This window comes from Rhizobium binxianense (assembly GCF_028994275.1).
Taxonomy (GTDB): domain Bacteria; phylum Pseudomonadota; class Alphaproteobacteria; order Rhizobiales; family Rhizobiaceae; genus Rhizobium; species Rhizobium binxianense.
In genome coordinates this window covers 3,777,323-3,793,221 of record NZ_CP118713.1, presented here as the reverse complement: position 1 = coordinate 3,793,221, position 15,899 = coordinate 3,777,323, and the positions used below count along the sequence as shown (strand labels likewise).

At 62.1% G+C, this 15,899-nt stretch carries 16 protein-coding genes; 5 read left to right on the top strand and 11 right to left on the bottom strand.

The window, feature by feature from the left end:
* Window positions 1-8: 8 nt before the first annotated feature.
* On the bottom strand, window positions 9-1,025 hold the full coding sequence (locus PO860_RS18570) for a DUF2125 domain-containing protein (protein WP_273884513.1): 1,017 nt from the start codon (window positions 1,023-1,025) through the stop codon (window positions 9-11).
* 51 nt (window positions 1,026-1,076) lie between these two features.
* Here PO860_RS18570 and PO860_RS18565 point away from each other — a divergent pair, with 51 nt between their 5' ends.
* The gene (locus tag PO860_RS18565; protein ID WP_273884514.1) at window positions 1,077-1,607 is read left to right on the top strand and encodes a gamma-glutamylcyclotransferase; all 531 of its coding nucleotides are present in this window, start codon (window positions 1,077-1,079) and stop codon (window positions 1,605-1,607) included.
* Here the strand turns inward: PO860_RS18565 and PO860_RS18560 are convergent, their stop codons facing one another.
* From PO860_RS18560 to ftsE, 4 genes are all read right to left on the bottom strand, one after another.
* On the bottom strand, window positions 1,608-2,405 hold the full coding sequence (locus PO860_RS18560; RefSeq protein ID WP_273884515.1) for a lysophospholipid acyltransferase family protein: 798 nt from the start codon (window positions 2,403-2,405) through the stop codon (window positions 1,608-1,610). It abuts the gene before it with no gap.
* 125 nt (window positions 2,406-2,530) lie between these two features.
* On the bottom strand, window positions 2,531-3,247 hold the full coding sequence (locus tag PO860_RS18555; protein ID WP_273884516.1) for a YdcF family protein: 717 nt from the start codon (window positions 3,245-3,247) through the stop codon (window positions 2,531-2,533).
* A gap of 67 nt (window positions 3,248-3,314) precedes the next feature.
* Window positions 3,315-4,328 (bottom strand): cell division protein FtsX, encoded by a 1,014-nt coding sequence (locus PO860_RS18550; protein WP_097618074.1) that lies wholly within the window; start codon window positions 4,326-4,328, stop codon window positions 3,315-3,317.
* Window positions 4,321-4,980 (bottom strand): cell division ATP-binding protein FtsE, encoded by a 660-nt coding sequence (gene ftsE, locus PO860_RS18545; RefSeq protein ID WP_003567051.1) that lies wholly within the window; start codon window positions 4,978-4,980, stop codon window positions 4,321-4,323. The genes PO860_RS18550 and ftsE overlap by 8 nt, the downstream gene beginning before the upstream one ends.
* A 205-nt stretch (window positions 4,981-5,185) precedes the next feature.
* On the opposite strand from ftsE, the gene PO860_RS18540 reads away from it, so the two are divergent.
* The 3 genes from PO860_RS18540 (at window position 5,186) to PO860_RS18530 (ending at window position 7,091) form a co-directional block, all read left to right on the top strand.
* Window positions 5,186-5,839 (top strand): hypothetical protein, encoded by a 654-nt coding sequence (locus PO860_RS18540; protein WP_272783670.1) that lies wholly within the window; start codon window positions 5,186-5,188, stop codon window positions 5,837-5,839.
* 132 nt (window positions 5,840-5,971) lie between these two features.
* The gene (hpt, locus tag PO860_RS18535; protein ID WP_003567049.1) at window positions 5,972-6,514 is read left to right on the top strand and encodes a hypoxanthine phosphoribosyltransferase; all 543 of its coding nucleotides are present in this window, start codon (window positions 5,972-5,974) and stop codon (window positions 6,512-6,514) included.
* 217 nt (window positions 6,515-6,731) lie between these two features.
* The gene (locus tag PO860_RS18530; RefSeq protein ID WP_018495840.1) at window positions 6,732-7,091 is read left to right on the top strand and encodes a response regulator; all 360 of its coding nucleotides are present in this window, start codon (window positions 6,732-6,734) and stop codon (window positions 7,089-7,091) included.
* A 134-nt stretch (window positions 7,092-7,225) separates the two neighbouring features.
* Here the strand turns inward: PO860_RS18530 and PO860_RS18525 are convergent, their stop codons facing one another.
* The 4 genes from PO860_RS18525 to argH all read right to left on the bottom strand — a co-directional run bounded on the left by PO860_RS18525 (window position 7,226) and on the right by argH (window position 13,068).
* A complete protein-coding gene (locus PO860_RS18525) occupies window positions 7,226-9,868 on the bottom strand; it encodes a TIGR02302 family protein (protein WP_273884517.1) in 2,643 nt (880 codons plus the stop codon).
* Window positions 9,869-10,033: 165 nt separating this feature from the next.
* On the bottom strand, window positions 10,034-11,302 hold the full coding sequence (gene lysA / locus PO860_RS18520; protein WP_183608715.1) for a diaminopimelate decarboxylase: 1,269 nt from the start codon (window positions 11,300-11,302) through the stop codon (window positions 10,034-10,036).
* 11 nt (window positions 11,303-11,313) lie between these two features.
* Complete coding sequence (lptM, locus tag PO860_RS18515) at window positions 11,314-11,508, bottom strand: LPS translocon maturation chaperone LptM (RefSeq protein WP_003543301.1); 195 nt, start codon at window positions 11,506-11,508, stop codon at window positions 11,314-11,316.
* Window positions 11,509-11,664: 156 nt separating this feature from the next.
* Entirely contained in the window at window positions 11,665-13,068 is a 1,404-nt protein-coding gene (gene argH, locus PO860_RS18510; RefSeq protein WP_272783666.1) for an argininosuccinate lyase, read from the bottom strand.
* A 26-nt stretch (window positions 13,069-13,094) separates the two neighbouring features.
* Between argH and tlpA the strand changes: the two genes are divergently transcribed.
* Complete coding sequence (gene tlpA / locus PO860_RS18505) at window positions 13,095-13,757, top strand: thiol:disulfide interchange protein TlpA (protein ID WP_183608717.1); 663 nt, start codon at window positions 13,095-13,097, stop codon at window positions 13,755-13,757.
* A gap of 178 nt (window positions 13,758-13,935) precedes the next feature.
* Here the strand turns inward: tlpA and PO860_RS18500 are convergent, their stop codons facing one another.
* A complete protein-coding gene (locus PO860_RS18500; RefSeq protein WP_097618080.1) occupies window positions 13,936-14,817 on the bottom strand; it encodes a 3-hydroxybutyryl-CoA dehydrogenase in 882 nt (293 codons plus the stop codon).
* Window positions 14,818-14,964: 147 nt separating this feature from the next.
* Window positions 14,965-15,894, bottom strand: coding sequence for an electron transfer flavoprotein subunit alpha/FixB family protein (locus tag PO860_RS18495; RefSeq protein WP_275032687.1), 930 nt, complete (start codon window positions 15,892-15,894; stop codon window positions 14,965-14,967).
* Between the last annotated feature and the right edge of the window lie 5 nt (window positions 15,895-15,899).

Sequence of the window (15,899 nt, the reverse complement as noted above, 5' to 3'; positions counted from 1 at the left end):
GATATACGTCAGATCGGCGGGATACGACCGAGAGGGATGAAGCCGCTGACGGTGGCGTTGCCGTGATCGACGACGAGATCGACCGAGACCTTGTCGCTGCCGTTGGCGAGCGCTTTCAGGAGCTTCGTGGCCGTGTTCACCGTCGAGGCGATATCCGGGAAGGCCTGTTTCAGGCTGTGACCCCAGGGGCCGAGCTGTTCGATCTCCAGCTTGAATTTTCCAGAGAGAAGACCCTGCTCGTCGAAGGAGAAGGGGCCGGTGAGCGTCATCACCTTGCCGTCGCCGATGTCGGCGACGATGCGGCGCAGTTCGCCGGCGGCACCGTTGAGGCCGCTCGGATCACTGCCGTCGATCAGGCCGGCCTTGCCGGCGATGGTCAGATCGATGCTCGCAGATAATTTCGGGAAGATCTGCGGCCAGTCCTTGATCGCCGTGTTGGCATCCTGCACCGAGATCGCGCCATCCAGATCGGCGCCGTTCTGACGCAGATGGATTTCGGTGCGAGCGGCATCGAAGCTCATGGTCTGGCCGGTATAGGAGGAGACGGCCGTCGCCTTCAGGCCCTCGATGACGGTCGAGCTGCGGTCGATGCCTCTGAGCCTGGTCGCCAGGCTCGCTTGCAGGTTCGTCCATTGAGCCGAGATCGAAAGGCCATTGGTGGTGCGGATCTCGGCCGGCGAATCGAGTTCCCAGACGATATTGCCGGGGGCGTAGACCTGGGCTGCCGAGCGCAGCGCGCCGAAGCTGGCGGAGACGCCGTTGACATTGTCGTCGACATCGACCTTGGAGCAGAACAGGCCGATGCGGAAGGGATAGCCGCGGAATTCGATATCGGAGCATTCGCCGCTGACGCCAGCCTCTCCGCGTGGCGCGATCGCTTTCAGCACCGTGGTCTTCAATGTCGATGCCGCATAGAACCAGCCGCCGGTATAAAGCGCGATCAGCAGGAGGACGCCGCCACCCAGCAACCAGAATTTCTTGCCGCTGCCGGATTGGCCGCTGCCGGATCGGCTTGACGCTGCCATGATGGTTCTCCAATGGTGAATCGCAAATGTGATTCCGGTCTGGCGTGCGATATGGACGAATTTTGGGTGTTTGGCTACGGTTCGCTGATGTGGAATCCGGGCTTCGAGTTTTTGGAACGGGCAGATGCTCTGGTGCATGGCTACAGGCGTTCGCTCTGCGTCCGCTCCTTTGTCCATCGCGGTACGCGCGACAGTCCGGGTCTCGTCCTCGGCCTCGACAGAGGCGGCGCCTGCCGCGGCATGGCTTTCCGTATTTCATCGGAAAAATGGGACGAGGTGATCGATTATCTTCGCGCTCGCGAACTGGTCACCAATGTCTATCTGGAGCGGCGGGTGCGGCTGCAATTTGCCGGAGGCCGCAGGGTGGAGGCGGTTACCTACGTTGCTGATCGCGACCATGAGCAATATGCTGGCACGCTCGACGCATTCGAGGCGGCGCGCGTGGTGAACGAGGCCACCGGCCAGTCCGGGCCGAACGATGCCTATGTCTTCAACACGCTGGCGCATCTGAGGCAGATGGGCATTCGCGATCAGTGGCTGGAGCAGGTCGCCAGTGAAGTGGAGCGGCTGCGCGCCGCCTGATCAGGCCGTCGCCGCCTTCACCTTACGGAGTTCCGCCAGCCGTTCGATCGTCGTCGGCGGCAACGGCAGATGCGGATTGCGTTCCACGGTATCGAGCAGGAGCTCGTCGCTTGCATGCTCCGTCACCTCGATCAGGTGGGCGAAAAAGGCGTCCGGATCCATTCCCGGCATGATCGGCGGCAGGATCCTCACCTTGAAATGGCCGGGATAACGGCGGAAGCTCCGCCGCGGCCAGAAGAGGCCGGGATGCATGGCGATCGGCACGACCGGGATGTTGAGGTCGCGGTACATGCGGGCGATGCCGTATTTATAGAGCGGCTCTGCCCCCGGCGGACGGCGGGTGCCCTCGGGATAGATGATCAGCTGGCGGCCGGTCGAAAGCTCTTGCCTGGTGCGATTCAGCACCTCCACCATCACCTTGCCGCGGGCGCCGCGGTTGACCGGGATCACTCGCTGCTTCTTGGCATACCAGCCGAACAGCGGAATCCACATCAGCTCGCGCTTCAGGATGTAGACGGGGTCTTTCAGCCAAGGCAGCAGCGCATAGGTATCCCAGAAGGACTGGTGCTTCGGCGCCAGGATGTAGCTGCCGTCAGGCAGGTTCTCCAGACCCTCGATCTCGAAGGTCGTACCGACGATCACCCGCATCAGCCAGTGGTTGGAACGCGCCCAGTTCTTCGGGATCGCATAGGCGGTCAGGCGCGGCGCCACGAAGTAATAGGGCGAAAGCACGATCATCCGGATGATGAGGTTGGCGTAGAAGATCGTGTTGAAGAGAACGGAACGCAGGGCGATCATGAAACTTTCCCGAGGCATGCTCACGCGACCGGCCTACACGATATTGCCCGTCATAAAAAGCGTTTGATGATGCCTCGATGCGAAAGCCTGGAGCATTCGTGATTTCTTCCGAGAAACGGAAGGCTTTAGTTCTGGCCGGACGCACTTGCCGAGCGTAGCCCGGTGTGACGGCCGAAGCCGGTAATGTTGCGAGCGCCGGCCAGCAGCACCTTTGCATATTCGGCAAGCATGACGCGCATCGCATTCGGGTCGGTGAACCAGTTGCGGCTCTTCAGATCCGAGTTGACGACGGGATAGGCGATGAACTCGATATCGGGATCGACATAGGAGAGCTCGGCGAGGCTTCGCGGCATGTGATAGTTGTTGGTGACGATCAGGACGCTGCGGTATCCATTGGCGTGGATCCAGTTGGAGGCTTCCTCGGCATTGCCGATGGTGTCGATCGCATCGTAGCCGATATCGACACAGCAGGAGAAGAGATCGGCCGAGCCCTGGGTCATCTTGCGGATCTGCGCCGGCGTCGTCGTCGGATGGACGCCGGAAATCAGCAATCGCTTGCCGGCACCCTTCTGCAGCAGTTCTACGGCCTGGTCGATGCGCTGGTAGCCTCCCGTCAGCACCACGATCGCATCCGCTTTCGGCTCGGCCGGGGGCTTGAGCGTCGTGACGGAATCGGCAAAACGCAGGAAGCCGCCGAACACCAGCGCCATTGCCAGCACGCAGGCAAAGCCGCCCCAACGCAGCAAGCGGCGGATCAGCCCGCGCCGCGGCGGCAAAGCCGCCGGGCTGGCAAGCTCCGGGTCTTGGTGAATCGGGTTGGGTGTCGTATCTCCCATGGTCATGAATCGTGACTATACGCTGATTGCGGCGCGGAACAGACGCTTTCCTGGCAAAACGGCATGGTCAGGATCAACTCGCAATGCCGTCGGTGCGTGTCGGGTCCGAGCGTAGTGTATCGATTTCGTAGATCGTCCGCATGACGGTCAGCCGCGCGGTGAAGGTGGTCAGGAGCGCGATGACGATCATCGTTGCAAAGATGCCGGCATAACCAAGCACACCGACGGAGAAGGTGCCGAAGAGCGCGGTTGCCTGGTCGGTTTCCGGGGTGGCGAGGGTGCGGCTCTGCCAAAAACCCGCGCTGGCGAAGAAGAGAGCGGCAAGGGCGCTGCCGATCGCCGAGCCCTTGAGGCTGATCTTCAGGAAATGCTTCTGGAATTCGGTGGCGACGAAGGAGCTTTCGGCGCCGACGAAATGCAGCACTTCGACGACGTGACGGTTGCCCGACAGCGCGCCGCGCGTGGCGAAGACGACGGTGAGCACCATCGCCGTGAAAACCAGGAGCAGGATGCCGGTACCGATCATGACGGTCGTATGCGCCATGGACACCAGCCGGTCGACCCAGGTGCGGTGATCGTCGAGGGTCGCCTGCGGGATGCTGTCCTTGAGCAGCGCCCGCATGGAATCGAAGTCCGGCGGATTGCTCTCGTCGATGGTGATGATGACGAGGCGGGGAACGGGCAGATCCTTGAGATCGAGACCGGGGCCGAGCCAGGGTTCGAGCAGGCGGGCGGTCGCCGCCTCGTCGACGATCTGGCCGCTCTTGGTGCCGACGAAGGTCAGTGCCAGATCGCGCGCCTGGGTCAGCGCCTTTTCCATGTCGAGATTGTCGTCCGGCTTGATCTGGATGGTAATCTCGCGGGAAATCTGGCTCTCCCAGCTGGCCGCCGTCGAGCGCACCATGCTGACGCCGCCGAGCGTCAGGCAGGCGAGAAAGGCCATGATCGATATCACGACCATCAACGCGCTGCCCTGGATGTTGGACGGCGGCAGGATCGGTGCGGTCGGGCGCACGCGCATTTCCGGCCGCTTCTGTTCCGCCTTACCAGGCGCCGTGTCTCGGTTTCTGGATGGAGGCTCAGTCATAGATATCGAGATGCCCCCCAGAGAGGATCATGCGGCGGGCTTCCACCTGTTCCATCAGCGCCAGGTCATGGGTGGCAATCACAACGGCGGTGCCGAGGCGGTTCAGCTCGAGGAAAAGGTTGAGCAGGCGCTTGGCCATCGGCGGGTCGACATTGCCGGTGGGTTCGTCGGCAAGCAGCACTTCCGGCCGGTCCATCAGCGCCCGGGCGATCGCGGCGCGCTGTTTCTCTCCGCCGGAGAGCACGGGCGGCAGCACGTTGATGCGTTCGCCGAGGCCGACCCATTTCAACAGTTCCAGGACATCGGTCTTGTAGGAGCTTTCATCCTTGCCGCGTACGCGTAAGGGCAAAGCGACATTCTCATAGGTGGTGAGATGGTCGAGGAGACGGAAATCCTGGAAGACAATGCCGACGCGGCGGCGCAGCAGCGGCAGTTCCGGGCGGGGGATTTCGGAAATGTCGCGTCCGAACATGCGGATCAGGCCGCGTGTCGGCTGCAGCGACATGAAGAGCAGCCGCAGCAGCGACGTCTTGCCGGCGCCCGATGGCCCCGTCAGGAATTGAAAGGACTTCTTCGGAATGTCGAAGGTTAGGTCCCGGAGAATCTCCGGGCCCATGCCATAGCGCAAACCGACATTCTCGAAGTGGATCAACGGGCAGCTCAGTCTGTTGTGGGTTTCACCGCACGACTTGTTAACCAACACCGTTAACAGCCGGTAAATTTTGCTGGAAAGACGTCCGTTTGATGGCGATCTTTGCGAAGCATTAACCATTAAAATTTACGACTGAGGAGGATTCGTTTCAATGCCAGATTTCTCCTGGCATCGAAACCATGTGGACATCTGCGAGGCAGCCACCATGGAAGCATCCTCCTTCAGCCGCCGGACGCCGGGCCAGGTCTATGATTTCCTGCCGCCGGAACCTGCTATCCGCCAGTACCGCACGGCACGTCCCGCCGATATTTCCGACGCCGAATTCGTGACTCTCGGCAAAGTGCGGCCTCGGGAATTCAATGCCAGGACCCATAACGACAACCGCAAGCGCATGGCTGCGGCGCAGGCCGCACAGCCGCCGCTCATGCCGGCGATGGCCGCTTCCGTTCTGCAGACATTGGAATCCTGGCTGCAGCGCGCATCAATGCGCAGCTTCGCCGCGCTGGTGCTGGGGCTCATCGTGCTCGTCTTCGGGCTTGCGGGCGGCTTTTCCGGCCTTTCCGGCGAGCGAGCCACTTCCGGCGCGCCGCTGCATTTCACCCATGTCACGGTGACGCCGCGTGATGCGAACGGGATGCGGGTGCTCGTCATCAACGGCATCATCGAAAACGACAGCGGCACGACGCAGACGGTGCAGCCGATCCGTGCCGATCTCGTAACCGACGAGCGACTGACCGCAAGCATCGTCATCAATCCGCCATCCGATGTCATCTACAGCGGCCAAAGCCGGGGCTTCTCGGCTCGCGTCCAGCATGCCGGCGGAAAAATGCCGCAGATCCGGCTTTCCTTCCTGCCGTAGAAAATCCGGGATCTTTCATGGCCGACTTTCCGGCCACAGCTCGCGCCAATCCCGTTAAATTTCAGCCGCGAGGCTGTTTCGAGGCCGCATTTGTGCTAACGGCTTACCCTTCTTTTCATGGAGCAAGCCCTTATGCCTGTCGTGCGCGGAAAAAACATCGAGCCGCTCTTTACTGCCGAACAGATCGCCGAGCGCAATCATTCGATGGCGCGGGAGATCGCCAACGGCCCGACCAAGGACCTGCTCGTCATCGCCGTGCTCAAGGGTTCGTTCATTTTCGCCGCCGACCTGATCCGTGCCCTGCATGATAGCGGGCTTGCCCCGGAGGTCGAGTTCATCACTCTGTCGAGCTACGGCATCGGCACGGTCTCGCAGGGCGTGCGCATCGTCAAGGATATCGACAGCGACGTCCATGGCCGCGACGTCCTGCTGATCGACGATATCCTCGAATCCGGCCGGACGCTGCTCTTTGCCAAGGAATTGCTGTTCGAGCGCGGGGCGCGCAACGTCACCATCGCCGTGCTGCTCGACAAGCGCGTCAAGCGTAAGGAAAAGCTGGAGGCCGATTATGTCGGCTTCGAATGCCCGGACTATTTCGTCGTCGGCTATGGCATGGATGTCGCCTATGCCTTTCGCGAACTGCCCTTCGTCGGCGTGGTGACCGGCGACGCCTGAGCGGCTGCATCACCCCCGAAGTCGGACTCGATCGGGGGTAAAAGATTCAGCAATTGAAGGTGTTGCGGCATTTCCCGCGCGTCTGAAAGACGCGCAGCGCTATCTTGCCGTTCGAGACGGGTTGTTAACCATCTCGTCCATCGCTTCCTCATCTTTACCGATCGAAAAGGAAATCCTGATGATTTCCGTCGCGGGGCTGACACGGAGCGATGCACATATGGCAAGAATTCTGATCACGGAAGACGAGGACTCCCTGCGGTCTTTCGTAGCCCGAGCCCTGCGGCTTGATGGCCATGAGACCGATGAGGCGGCTGACGGGGCCGAGGGCCTGGAGAAGCTCAAGGACGGGGTCTACGATCTGCTGCTTTCAGATATCCGCATGCCTGTCATGGACGGCATCGAACTCGCCCATCAGGCAAAAGACGCTTTTCCAAGCCTGAAGATCCTGCTGATGACCGGCTATGCCGAACAGCGCGAGCGGGCCGACGATCTTGCCGAAAAGATCATCGACGTCGTCGCCAAACCATTCGCGCTTCCCGATATCCGCAAGGCGGTCGCGCGGGCGCTCGTCGCTTAGGGCATGATACCGAGAGGCGTGCGCGGTTTTCCGGACGGCATCCCGCTCACCTTCTTCGATTCGATCCGGATTTAGGCCGATCCGGCCGAAATCCTTGCTTCAGCGCGCCGTTTCATTTCACGGTGGCGTAGGGCCTACTGGATGTCCAGCAACCGTTCGAGATACCGCCGTTCCATTTCCTGCGGCGGATTGTTGCCGAGCTTCTCGCGGATCGCGTCGAGGATTTCTCGGGCGCGCTGAACGTCGATTTCGTCGGGGACCTTGACGCTGTTGTCGCCGAAATCCGGTCCCGGGGGGCGTGGCCGACCGAGCGGGTCGCGGCCATTCTGGTCGCCGCCCTGACTCATCTGGCCGTTCGGACCCTGCCCTTGCTGGCCCTGCTGCGCCTGCATCATCTGGTTCATCATGTCGCGGGCGCCCTGGCGAAGTGCTTCGAGCGCGCGCCCCTGGCCCTCGACGGCCGGCTGGCCGCGGCCCTGGCCGAGTTCGCGGCCGGCGCCTTCCATTTCGCGCTGCGCCTGGCCGAAGCCGGGGCCGGGCTTCATGCCCATCTCGCCGAGCTTCTTCTGCAATTCGCCGAGCTGTTTGCCGAGCGCATCCTGCTGGGCGCGCAGCTGTTTCAGCGCCTCGCGCAGCTGCTCGGCCGTCATCTGGTCGGAGGGCTGCTGGCCGTCTTTGCCTTGCTGGCCCTGCTGCTGATCCTGCTCTCCGGGGTTCATCTCGTCGAGCAGCGGATCGTTCTCGCCCATGTCAGGCTCGCCGCGCTGCATACGATCCCTAAGCTGCTGATCGAGGCGGAAGGTCTGATCCATCAGCTTCTGCTGATCGCGCAGGATCTCACCGAGCTTGTCGATCTGCTTGCGGGCCTCGCTGTTTTCTTGGCTTTGCTGGCCGCGCTGCGGCCGGCCGGCCTGCAGGTTGTTCATCATGCGCTGCAATTCCGATAGCATCTGCTGGGCTGCGTCACGATTGCCGGAGCGGGCGAGATTCTCGATCTGGTCCATCATCCGTTCCAGATCCTGCTGGCGCAGGATGTTCTGCGCGTTCTGGTTCGGCTGCATCGGCGCGTTCTGCATACGCTGGGCAAGCTCGGTCATATAGTCCTGCATCGCCTTGCGCAGTTCGTTCATCAGCTTCTTGATTTCCTCGTCCGGGGCGTTGCGGTTCAACGCGTCGGCAAGGTTCTGCTGGGCTTCGCGCAGCTTGCGCTCAGCAAGCGAAAGATCGCCGTCCTCCATGCCGAGCGCGATCTCCCAGAGATACTGGGCCGTATCCTTGAGCGCTTCCTCCCCCCTAGCGAGCTTCATGCGCGTCAAGGCGGATTGCAGCAGCAGGTAGTTGGTGAGCTTGGGGATGGTCTCCTCGGGACGGATGGTCAGCGCCTCGTTCAGCGCGATCGCCTGCGGCATCTTGCGCGTATCGAGCGCGAAAACCTGCCGTTCCTCGGCGACGGCCGCGGCAAGCGGCTCGTTGAAGGGCCGCGACGGCAGCACCATCTCATGCGGCGGGCTGCGGCCGGTCTGGCCTGCGGCATCCTTGGCGACAAGTGTTACGCGCACCCGCTTGCCGGCAAGCGGATGTTCGGTGAGGTTGCGGCTGGTGACGCCCTTGGCGTCGCGGGCGTTGCGGCGGGGAATGTCCAGCCGGTATTCCGGCAACGGATAGAGCGGCGTTGCCGTCGGATCGTTTTCCAGGGGAACGATCTCCGCATGCGCCTCCTGGACGCCGTAATCGTCCTTGACGGTGAAGCCGATTTCAAGCGCGCCGTTGACGCTGCGCTTCGGCAAGCCGTCGAAAGCGATCTCCGGCGCTTTGTCGGGAAGGATGTTGAAACTCCAGCGACGGCCGTTGACTTCGAGCGCGCCGCTCTCCTCGAGCTTCATCATATGCGTCTGCGCGACGAGAGCCGGACTGGCTGCGGCCGTATTCGGCTGTTCGCTGCCCGACGCCGCCGGCTGCTGCGGCTTGGTATCCGCCTGCACAGCAATATCCTGCGCCTCGCCGTTTGCCTTGCGGAACACCACCTTTTCGGCTGTCTTTCCGCCGCTGACGCGTACGGTGAGGCCTGAAAACTGCGGAATGCCGATCGGCGCCTGCTCGCTGCCGTCAGCCGTCAGATAGATCGGGGCGCGGCCGGTATAAGAAGGCGGCGTCACCCAGGCGTCGATACGCACCGCCGGATCGACCGTTATCTGCTCGGGTGCCGCCTGCAACGCATCCATGACCGAGCCGCCATTGATCGACAGCGAATAAGCGAAGGCGGTGACCAGCAGCAGCGCCGGCACCGCGCGCAGAGCGAAACGGTCATGCGCGGCAATATCAGGTCGCGGCAGTCCGGCATCCAGCGCGGCGATCTTTTCCGCCATGCGGATCTGGTGCTCGCGCCAGAGTGCCCGGGCGAAGGGCGTATCGAAGGCCGGCTCGTCTTCCTGGACAGTGACCGGCTGGTGCGGCAGGCCATTGCGCTCTTCCAGCATGCGGTCGGCTTCAGCGATCCTCGGCCAGCGCAGGGTGCGGAAGGGGACGAGCGAGACCAGAAAAGCCGCGGCAAAAACGATCAGCAGCAGGATGCGCAGCCAGTCCGGCACACTGCGGAAGAGGCCGAACCACGAGGCGGAGAGATAAAAGCCGATGACGGACAGGACCGGCATCAAAGGCGGCAGCAATTGCTCGAAAAACAGTACAAAGCGCGCCAGCAGGCGTTTTGTCGTCACCAACCGGGCAAGCGAGGGGCGGAGCGCAAATGCACCCTTCTTCTGCCTTGAGAGGCTTGTCATCGGTCCGGTCTCCGCGATCTGGCGTTCTGGAACAGAGGGCGCTTCCGGCGATTGCAGGGCAATACGCTCATGAACGAAAGGATAACACTCTTTGTGGCGAAGGCGAGGGCGAGCGGCCGGCAATACCGGCTTTTCACGTTTATTCGCCAAAAAGTGATGGCTTGTTCAGTCCAGCCAGGCCGGAACGGAGTCGAGGCTGATCAGCTCGGCATAGGTTCTGCGCGGGCGAATCGCATGGAAATCGCTGCCCTTGACCAGAACTTCGGGCACGAGCAGGCGGCTGTTATAGGTGCCGGCCTGGACCGCACCATAGGCGCCGGCCGTGCTGACGGCCATCAGGTCTCCGGGCTTCGGCATCGCCATCTCGCGGTCGAGCGCCAGATAATCGCCGGTCTCGCAGACGGGACCGACGACGTCGGCGCGGATGCGTGGGGCGTTCGCCGCCGAAATCGTCACCGGGCGGATCTCGTGATAGGCCTCGTAGAGGGTGGGGCGGATAAGATCATTCATCGCGCCGTCGACGATGACGAAGGTCTTTTCGCCGCCATCCTTCACATAGAGGACTTCGGTCACCAGGATACCGGCATTGCCGACGATCAGGCGGCCCGGCTCGGTGATGATCTTGCAGTTCAGGCCGCGCAACTGGTTCTTGACGATTGCCGCATAGGCATCCGGCAGTGGCGGCGGATTGTTGTCGTCCTTGTAGGGGATGCCGAGGCCGCCGCCGATATCGACGTGATCGATGGTGTGGCCGTCGGCGCGCAGCGTCGCGACAAGATCATGCAGCAGCCTGAAGGCGTCGTCGAACGGCTGCAATTCGGTGATCTGGCTGCCGATATGCATGTCGATGCCGGTGACCTCGATGCCCGGCAGCCTGGCGGCATGGGCATAGATCGCGCGGGCGCGCTCCCAGGAGATGCCGAACTTGTTTTCCTTCTTGCCGGTCGAGATCTTGGAATGCGTCTTGGCGTCGACGTCAGGGTTGATGCGGAAGGAGACCGGGGCTTTCTTGCCCGCGCTGACGGCGCGCTGATTGAGGATTTCGAGTTCAGGCTCGGATTCGACGTTGAAGCAGTAGATGCCGGCCTCAAGCGCAAAATCCATCTCGGACGGCGTCTTGCCGACCCCTGAAAACATGATGCGGTTTGCCGGAATGTCGGCGGCAAGCGCGCGGCGCAGCTCGCCTTCCGAGACGACGTCGATACCGGCGCCGAGGCGGCCCAGCGTCTTCAGCACCGCCTGGTTCGAATTTGCCTTCATCGCATAACAGACCATGGAATCCATGTCGGCGAAGGCTTCCGAAAAGACGCGGTAATGGCGCTCCAGCGTTGCGGTGGAATAGACATAAAAGGGCGTGCCGACCGCCTTGGCGATCTCGGGAACGGGAACGTTCTCGGCGTGAAGGATGCCGTCGCGGTATTCGAAGTGGTTCACGGGCTTATGCCTTAAAGAAGGGGGTCGAGAAGGAAAGGCTTATCAACGGTTCCCGGCTGTTTCGTCGGCTTGGAAACGTCACCTTCCTTGGTGGCCGCAGCGCTCGGCGGATCGAGGTCGCCCTTGCGCCCGCATCCGGCAACGGCAAGGCCGATGACGGCGAGAACGGCCGTCAGGCGGACGAGGTGCGGCAAGCTCTTCTGCATGGATTTCCTCTTCTGCGGCATCTGCTGGCATCATTCAGCTCAAGTGACGGACATCTTCATATCGAAGTTTATCCGCCTTGTGCACCCTGATTGTTGGACGGTCTTTCCGCGTCCTGAAGGAAGGGCGCGGCGGCTTTTCGCCCCGCCCCGTACTCATCAGTTGCGGGCGCGCCAGAAGGCGATCTGCTTGCGCACTTCGGCGGGCGCCGTGCCGCCGAAGCTCTTGCGGCTGGCGACCGAGGCCTCGACGGTCAAGACGTCGTAGACCTTGTCGGTGATCGCGGAATGGATCGCCTGCAGGTCGGAGAGCGGCAGCTCGGCAAGGTCGCAGCCCTTGCTTTCGGCAAGCGCCACGGCGCGGCCGGTCACGTGATGGGCATCACGGAAAGGGAGGCCTGCTTCGCGCACCAGCCAGTCGGCAAGATCGGTCGCCGTCGAAAAGCCGGAGCCGGCCGCCGCCTTCATGCGCGCGGTGTTGACGGTCATGTCGCGCACCATGCCGGTCATGGCGGCGATTGCCAGTTCCAGGCTTTCGGCCGCGTCGAAGACCTGTTCCTTGTCTTCCTGCATGTCCTTGGAATAGGCGAGCGGCAGCCCCTTCATGATCGTCAGCAGCGCCACCAGCGAGCCGTTGATGCGGCCGGTCTTGGCGCGCACCAGTTCGGCGGCATCTGGGTTCTTCTTCTGCGGCATGATCGAGGAGCCTGTGGAGAAGGCGTCGGAGAGACGGACGAAACCGAATTGCGGGGTCGACCAGATGACGATCTCTTCCGCCAGGCGCGACAGGTGCATGCCTGTTATCGCTGCGATCGACAGGAATTCGATGGCGAAGTCGCGGTCGGAGACCGTATCGATGGAGTTGCGGGTCGGCTCGCGGAAACCCAGCGCCTTGGCGGTCATATGGCGGTCGATCGGATAGCCGGTGCCGGCAAGGGCGGCAGCGCCGATCGGGCTTTCGTCCAGATGCTCGATGGCGTGGCGCACGCGCGAGCGGTCGCGGCCGAACATTTCGACATAGGCCATGCAATGATGGCCGAAGGTGACGGGCTGGGCGGTCTGCAGATGGGTGAAGCCCGGCATGACGCTTTCGGCATGTTCCTCGGCGCGATCGAGGAAGGCGGCGATCAGGCCGGTCAGCATTCGCTCGGTCTTCTCAAGCTCTTCCTTCACCCAGAGACGGAAGTCGAGCGCCACCTGATCGTTGCGCGAGCGGGCGGTGTGCAGCCGGCCGGCTGCCGGTCCGATCAGCGTCGCCAGGCGCGCTTCGATATTCATGTGGATGTCTTCGAGCCGGCGCGAGAATTCGAAATTGCCGCTTTCGATTTCTGACAGGATCGTGTTTAGCCCGTGAACGATCTTGTCCTTATCGTCTGATGAAATGATCGCCTGATGGGCAAGCATGGTCGCGTGGGCGATCGAACCGCGGATGTCCTGGGCGAATAGCTTCTTGTCGAAACCGATCGAGGCATTTATCTCCTCCATGATCGCGTCCGGGCCGGAGGCGAAGCGCCCACCCCACATCTGGTTGGAGGATTTGGTGTCCGTGTTGTTCTCGGCCATGGAAGATGCCCGTCCTGGAGAATGAAATGACGACGAAAAAACCCTTCGGCCTGCCGTCCGGAAAATTGATCGCAATCGCCGCCGTCGCAGGTGTCGTTGCAGGTGCGGCAGCGGTATACGTGAAGGAGACGGGGATTGGCAATGGGATCGGCAGCAGCGCTTCGGCCGAATGCTCGCTGGCGAAGGAGCGTGCTGCCAATCTGGCGCCGCTGATGAAGGGGCAGGTGGCCGCCATGGTTGCCGCCGCCGAGCCGCGCAAACTCACCGCGGTTTCCTTCAACGGCCCGGATGGCAAGCCACTGACGCTCGACCATTTCGCCGGCAAGACCGTGCTTCTCAATCTCTGGGCCACCTGGTGCGTACCCTGCCGCGAGGAAATGCCGGCGCTGAACGCACTCGAAAAGGCGATGGGCAGCGACAGGTTCCAAGTCGTGCCGGTGAATATCGACACCGGCGACGACGAGAAGCCGAAGACCTTCCTGACTGAAACCGGCGTCGATGCGCTGCAGCTTTACCGCGACAATACGATCGGCGTCTTCAACAGTCTGAAGAAGGAAGGCCTTGCCTTCGGCCTGCCGGTGACGCTGCTGCTCGACGACAAGGGCTGCCTGATCTCCGCCATGAACGGCCCTGCCGCCTGGGATAGCGAAGACGCCAAGGCGCTGATCAAGGGTGCGATCGGGTCGTAACGACGTTGATCAGGAGTCCCCATCTCCTCTCATGAGGAAGACGCCGGCGATTCCGATCAGAACGCAGCACTGCAGCAGGAACATGGGTGTTTCGGTCGACATGGCGTTTCCTCCCGTTCCCGGCAAGGAAAGCATTTCGCGGGCGCTCGGTCTATTCGCCCGTTCTGATGATGTCTAGTTACCGCGTCGGGACAGGCACGTCGCCGCGATAGTCGTAGAAGCCCCGGCCGGATTTGCGTCCGAGCCAGCCGGCTTCGACATATTTCACCAGCAGCGGGCAGGGGCGATATTTCGAGTCCGCCAGACCGTCGTGCAGCACCTGCATAATCGAGAGGCAAGTGTCGAGGCCGATGAAATCGGCAAGCTGCAGCGGCCCCATCGGATGGTTGGCGCCGAGCTTCATCGCCGTGTCGATGGCATCGACCGTGCCGACGCCTTCATAGAGCGTGTAGATCGCCTCGTTGATCATCGGCAGCAGGATGCGGTTGACGATGAAGGCCGGGAAATCCTCAGCGACAGTGATGGTCTTTTCCAGCGTGCCGACGAATTCCTTGGCGGCGGAGAAAGTCTTCTCATCGGTCGCAATGCCGCGCACCAGTTCGACCAGCTTCATGACCGGCACCGGGTTCATGAAATGTATGCCCATGAAGCGTTCGGGGCGGTCGGTGGCGGCAGCAAGCCGGGTGATGGACAGGGAAGAGGTGTTGGTGGCAAGCAGCGCTTCCGGTTTCAGGACCGGACAAACCTGCGTGTAGATCTTGCGCTTGACCGTTTCATCCTCGGTCGCCGCCTCTATGACGAGATCGGAGGGGGCGAGATCGTTGACATCGGAGGAGCCTGATATGAGCGACAAGGTCGTCTTGCGCTCCTCTTCGGTCATCTTGCCGTTCGTCACCAGGCGGGCGAGGTTGCCATTGATGGTGGCAAGGCCGGATTCGATGCGGTCCTGGGAGAGATCGTAGATGTGAACCCTGTAACCTGCGGCGGCCGAAACATGCGCGATGCCGCAGCCCATCTGGCCGGCACCGATAATCCCAATATTCTTCAACACCGCATTCATCTCCAAACCCCCACACGGCATTCGCCCCCGCGCTGCCGCATTTTCTAGCAATACTGCCGGACGAATGATCGCCCGGCAGCAGTAGTAGACCGATAAAAGATAATTTTCCAGTCATTCGCAAGTGCGAAAGAAAAGCATTTGGCGCGCTTAGAGCGCCTTTTGCAATTCCGGCAGGGCTTCGAACAGATCGGCGACTAGGCCGTAGTCGGCGACCTGGAAGATCGGCGCCTCCTCGTCCTTGTTGATGGCGACGATCACTTTCGAATCCTTCATGCCGGCCAGATGCTGGATAGCGCCGGATATGCCGGCGGCGATATAGAGCTGCGGCGCCACCACCTTGCCGGTCTGGCCGACCTGCCAGTCGTTCGGCGCATAACCGGCATCGACGGCGGCACGGCTGGCACCGACGGCAGCTCCGAGCTTGTCGGCAAGCGGCAGGATGACTTCCCGGAATTTTTCCGCAGAACCCAGCGCCCGGCCGCCGGAGAGGATGATCTTCGCAGACGTCAGTTCCGGACGGTCGGAGGCCGACAGGGCGTCCTTGACGAAGGTCGACAGTCCCGGATCGGAAACCGCCGCGATCGCCTCGACGGTGGCTGAGCCACCCTCCGGTGCAGAGGCGAAGGAGGCGGTGCGCACGGTAATTACCTTCTTGGCATCGCTGGCCTGCACCGTCTGGATGGCATTGCCGGCATAGATCGGCCGCTTGAAGGTGTCCGATGAGATCACCTCGATGATCTCCGAGACCTGGGCGACGTCGAGAAGAGCGGCCACCCGCGGCAGCACGTTCTTGCCGACCGAGGTGGCGGCCGACAGGATCGTGTCGTAGCTGCTTGCCAGCGAGACGATCAGTTCGGCCAGCGGCTCGGCCAGATTGTTGGCGAGTGCATCGCTTTCGGCCAGCAGCACCTTGGCGACGCCCGAAAGTTTGGCTGCCTGTTCGGCAGCAGGCTTGGCAGCCTTGCCGGCGACGAGAATGTGCACGTCGGAGCCGATCTGGCTTGCCGCCGTCAGCGCCTTGGCGGTCTGGTCGGAAAGGCTTTGATTGTCGTGGTCGGCGAGAAGAAGAATGGTCATGATAT

What these genes read in the sequence shown, in the direction of transcription:
- PO860_RS18555 (WP_273884516.1), bottom strand. Translation starts at nt 3,247, where the DNA reads ATGACCATGGGAGATACGACACCCAACCCGATTCACCAAGACCCGGAG.
- PO860_RS18565 (WP_273884514.1), top strand. Translation starts at nt 1,077, where the DNA reads ATGGACGAATTTTGGGTGTTTGGCTACGGTTCGCTGATGTGGAATCCG.
- lptM (WP_003543301.1), bottom strand. Translation starts at nt 11,508, where the DNA reads ATGCAGAAGAGCTTGCCGCACCTCGTCCGCCTGACGGCCGTTCTCGCC.
- PO860_RS18500 (WP_097618080.1), bottom strand. Translation starts at nt 14,817, where the DNA reads ATGAATGCGGTGTTGAAGAATATTGGGATTATCGGTGCCGGCCAGATG.
- PO860_RS18560 (WP_273884515.1), bottom strand. Translation starts at nt 2,405, where the DNA reads ATGATCGCCCTGCGTTCCGTTCTCTTCAACACGATCTTCTACGCCAAC.
- tlpA (WP_183608717.1), top strand. Translation starts at nt 13,095, where the DNA reads ATGACGACGAAAAAACCCTTCGGCCTGCCGTCCGGAAAATTGATCGCA.
- PO860_RS18525 (WP_273884517.1), bottom strand. Translation starts at nt 9,868, where the DNA reads ATGACAAGCCTCTCAAGGCAGAAGAAGGGTGCATTTGCGCTCCGCCCC.
- PO860_RS18530 (WP_018495840.1), top strand. Translation starts at nt 6,732, where the DNA reads ATGGCAAGAATTCTGATCACGGAAGACGAGGACTCCCTGCGGTCTTTC.
- argH (WP_272783666.1), bottom strand. Translation starts at nt 13,068, where the DNA reads ATGGCCGAGAACAACACGGACACCAAATCCTCCAACCAGATGTGGGGT.
- PO860_RS18570 (WP_273884513.1), bottom strand. Translation starts at nt 1,025, where the DNA reads ATGGCAGCGTCAAGCCGATCCGGCAGCGGCCAATCCGGCAGCGGCAAG.
- PO860_RS18540 (WP_272783670.1), top strand. Translation starts at nt 5,186, where the DNA reads ATGGAAGCATCCTCCTTCAGCCGCCGGACGCCGGGCCAGGTCTATGAT.
- PO860_RS18550 (WP_097618074.1), bottom strand. Translation starts at nt 4,328, where the DNA reads ATGACTGAGCCTCCATCCAGAAACCGAGACACGGCGCCTGGTAAGGCG.
- PO860_RS18495 (WP_275032687.1), bottom strand. Translation starts at nt 15,894, where the DNA reads ATGACCATTCTTCTTCTCGCCGACCACGACAATCAAAGCCTTTCCGAC.
- hpt (WP_003567049.1), top strand. Translation starts at nt 5,972, where the DNA reads ATGCCTGTCGTGCGCGGAAAAAACATCGAGCCGCTCTTTACTGCCGAA.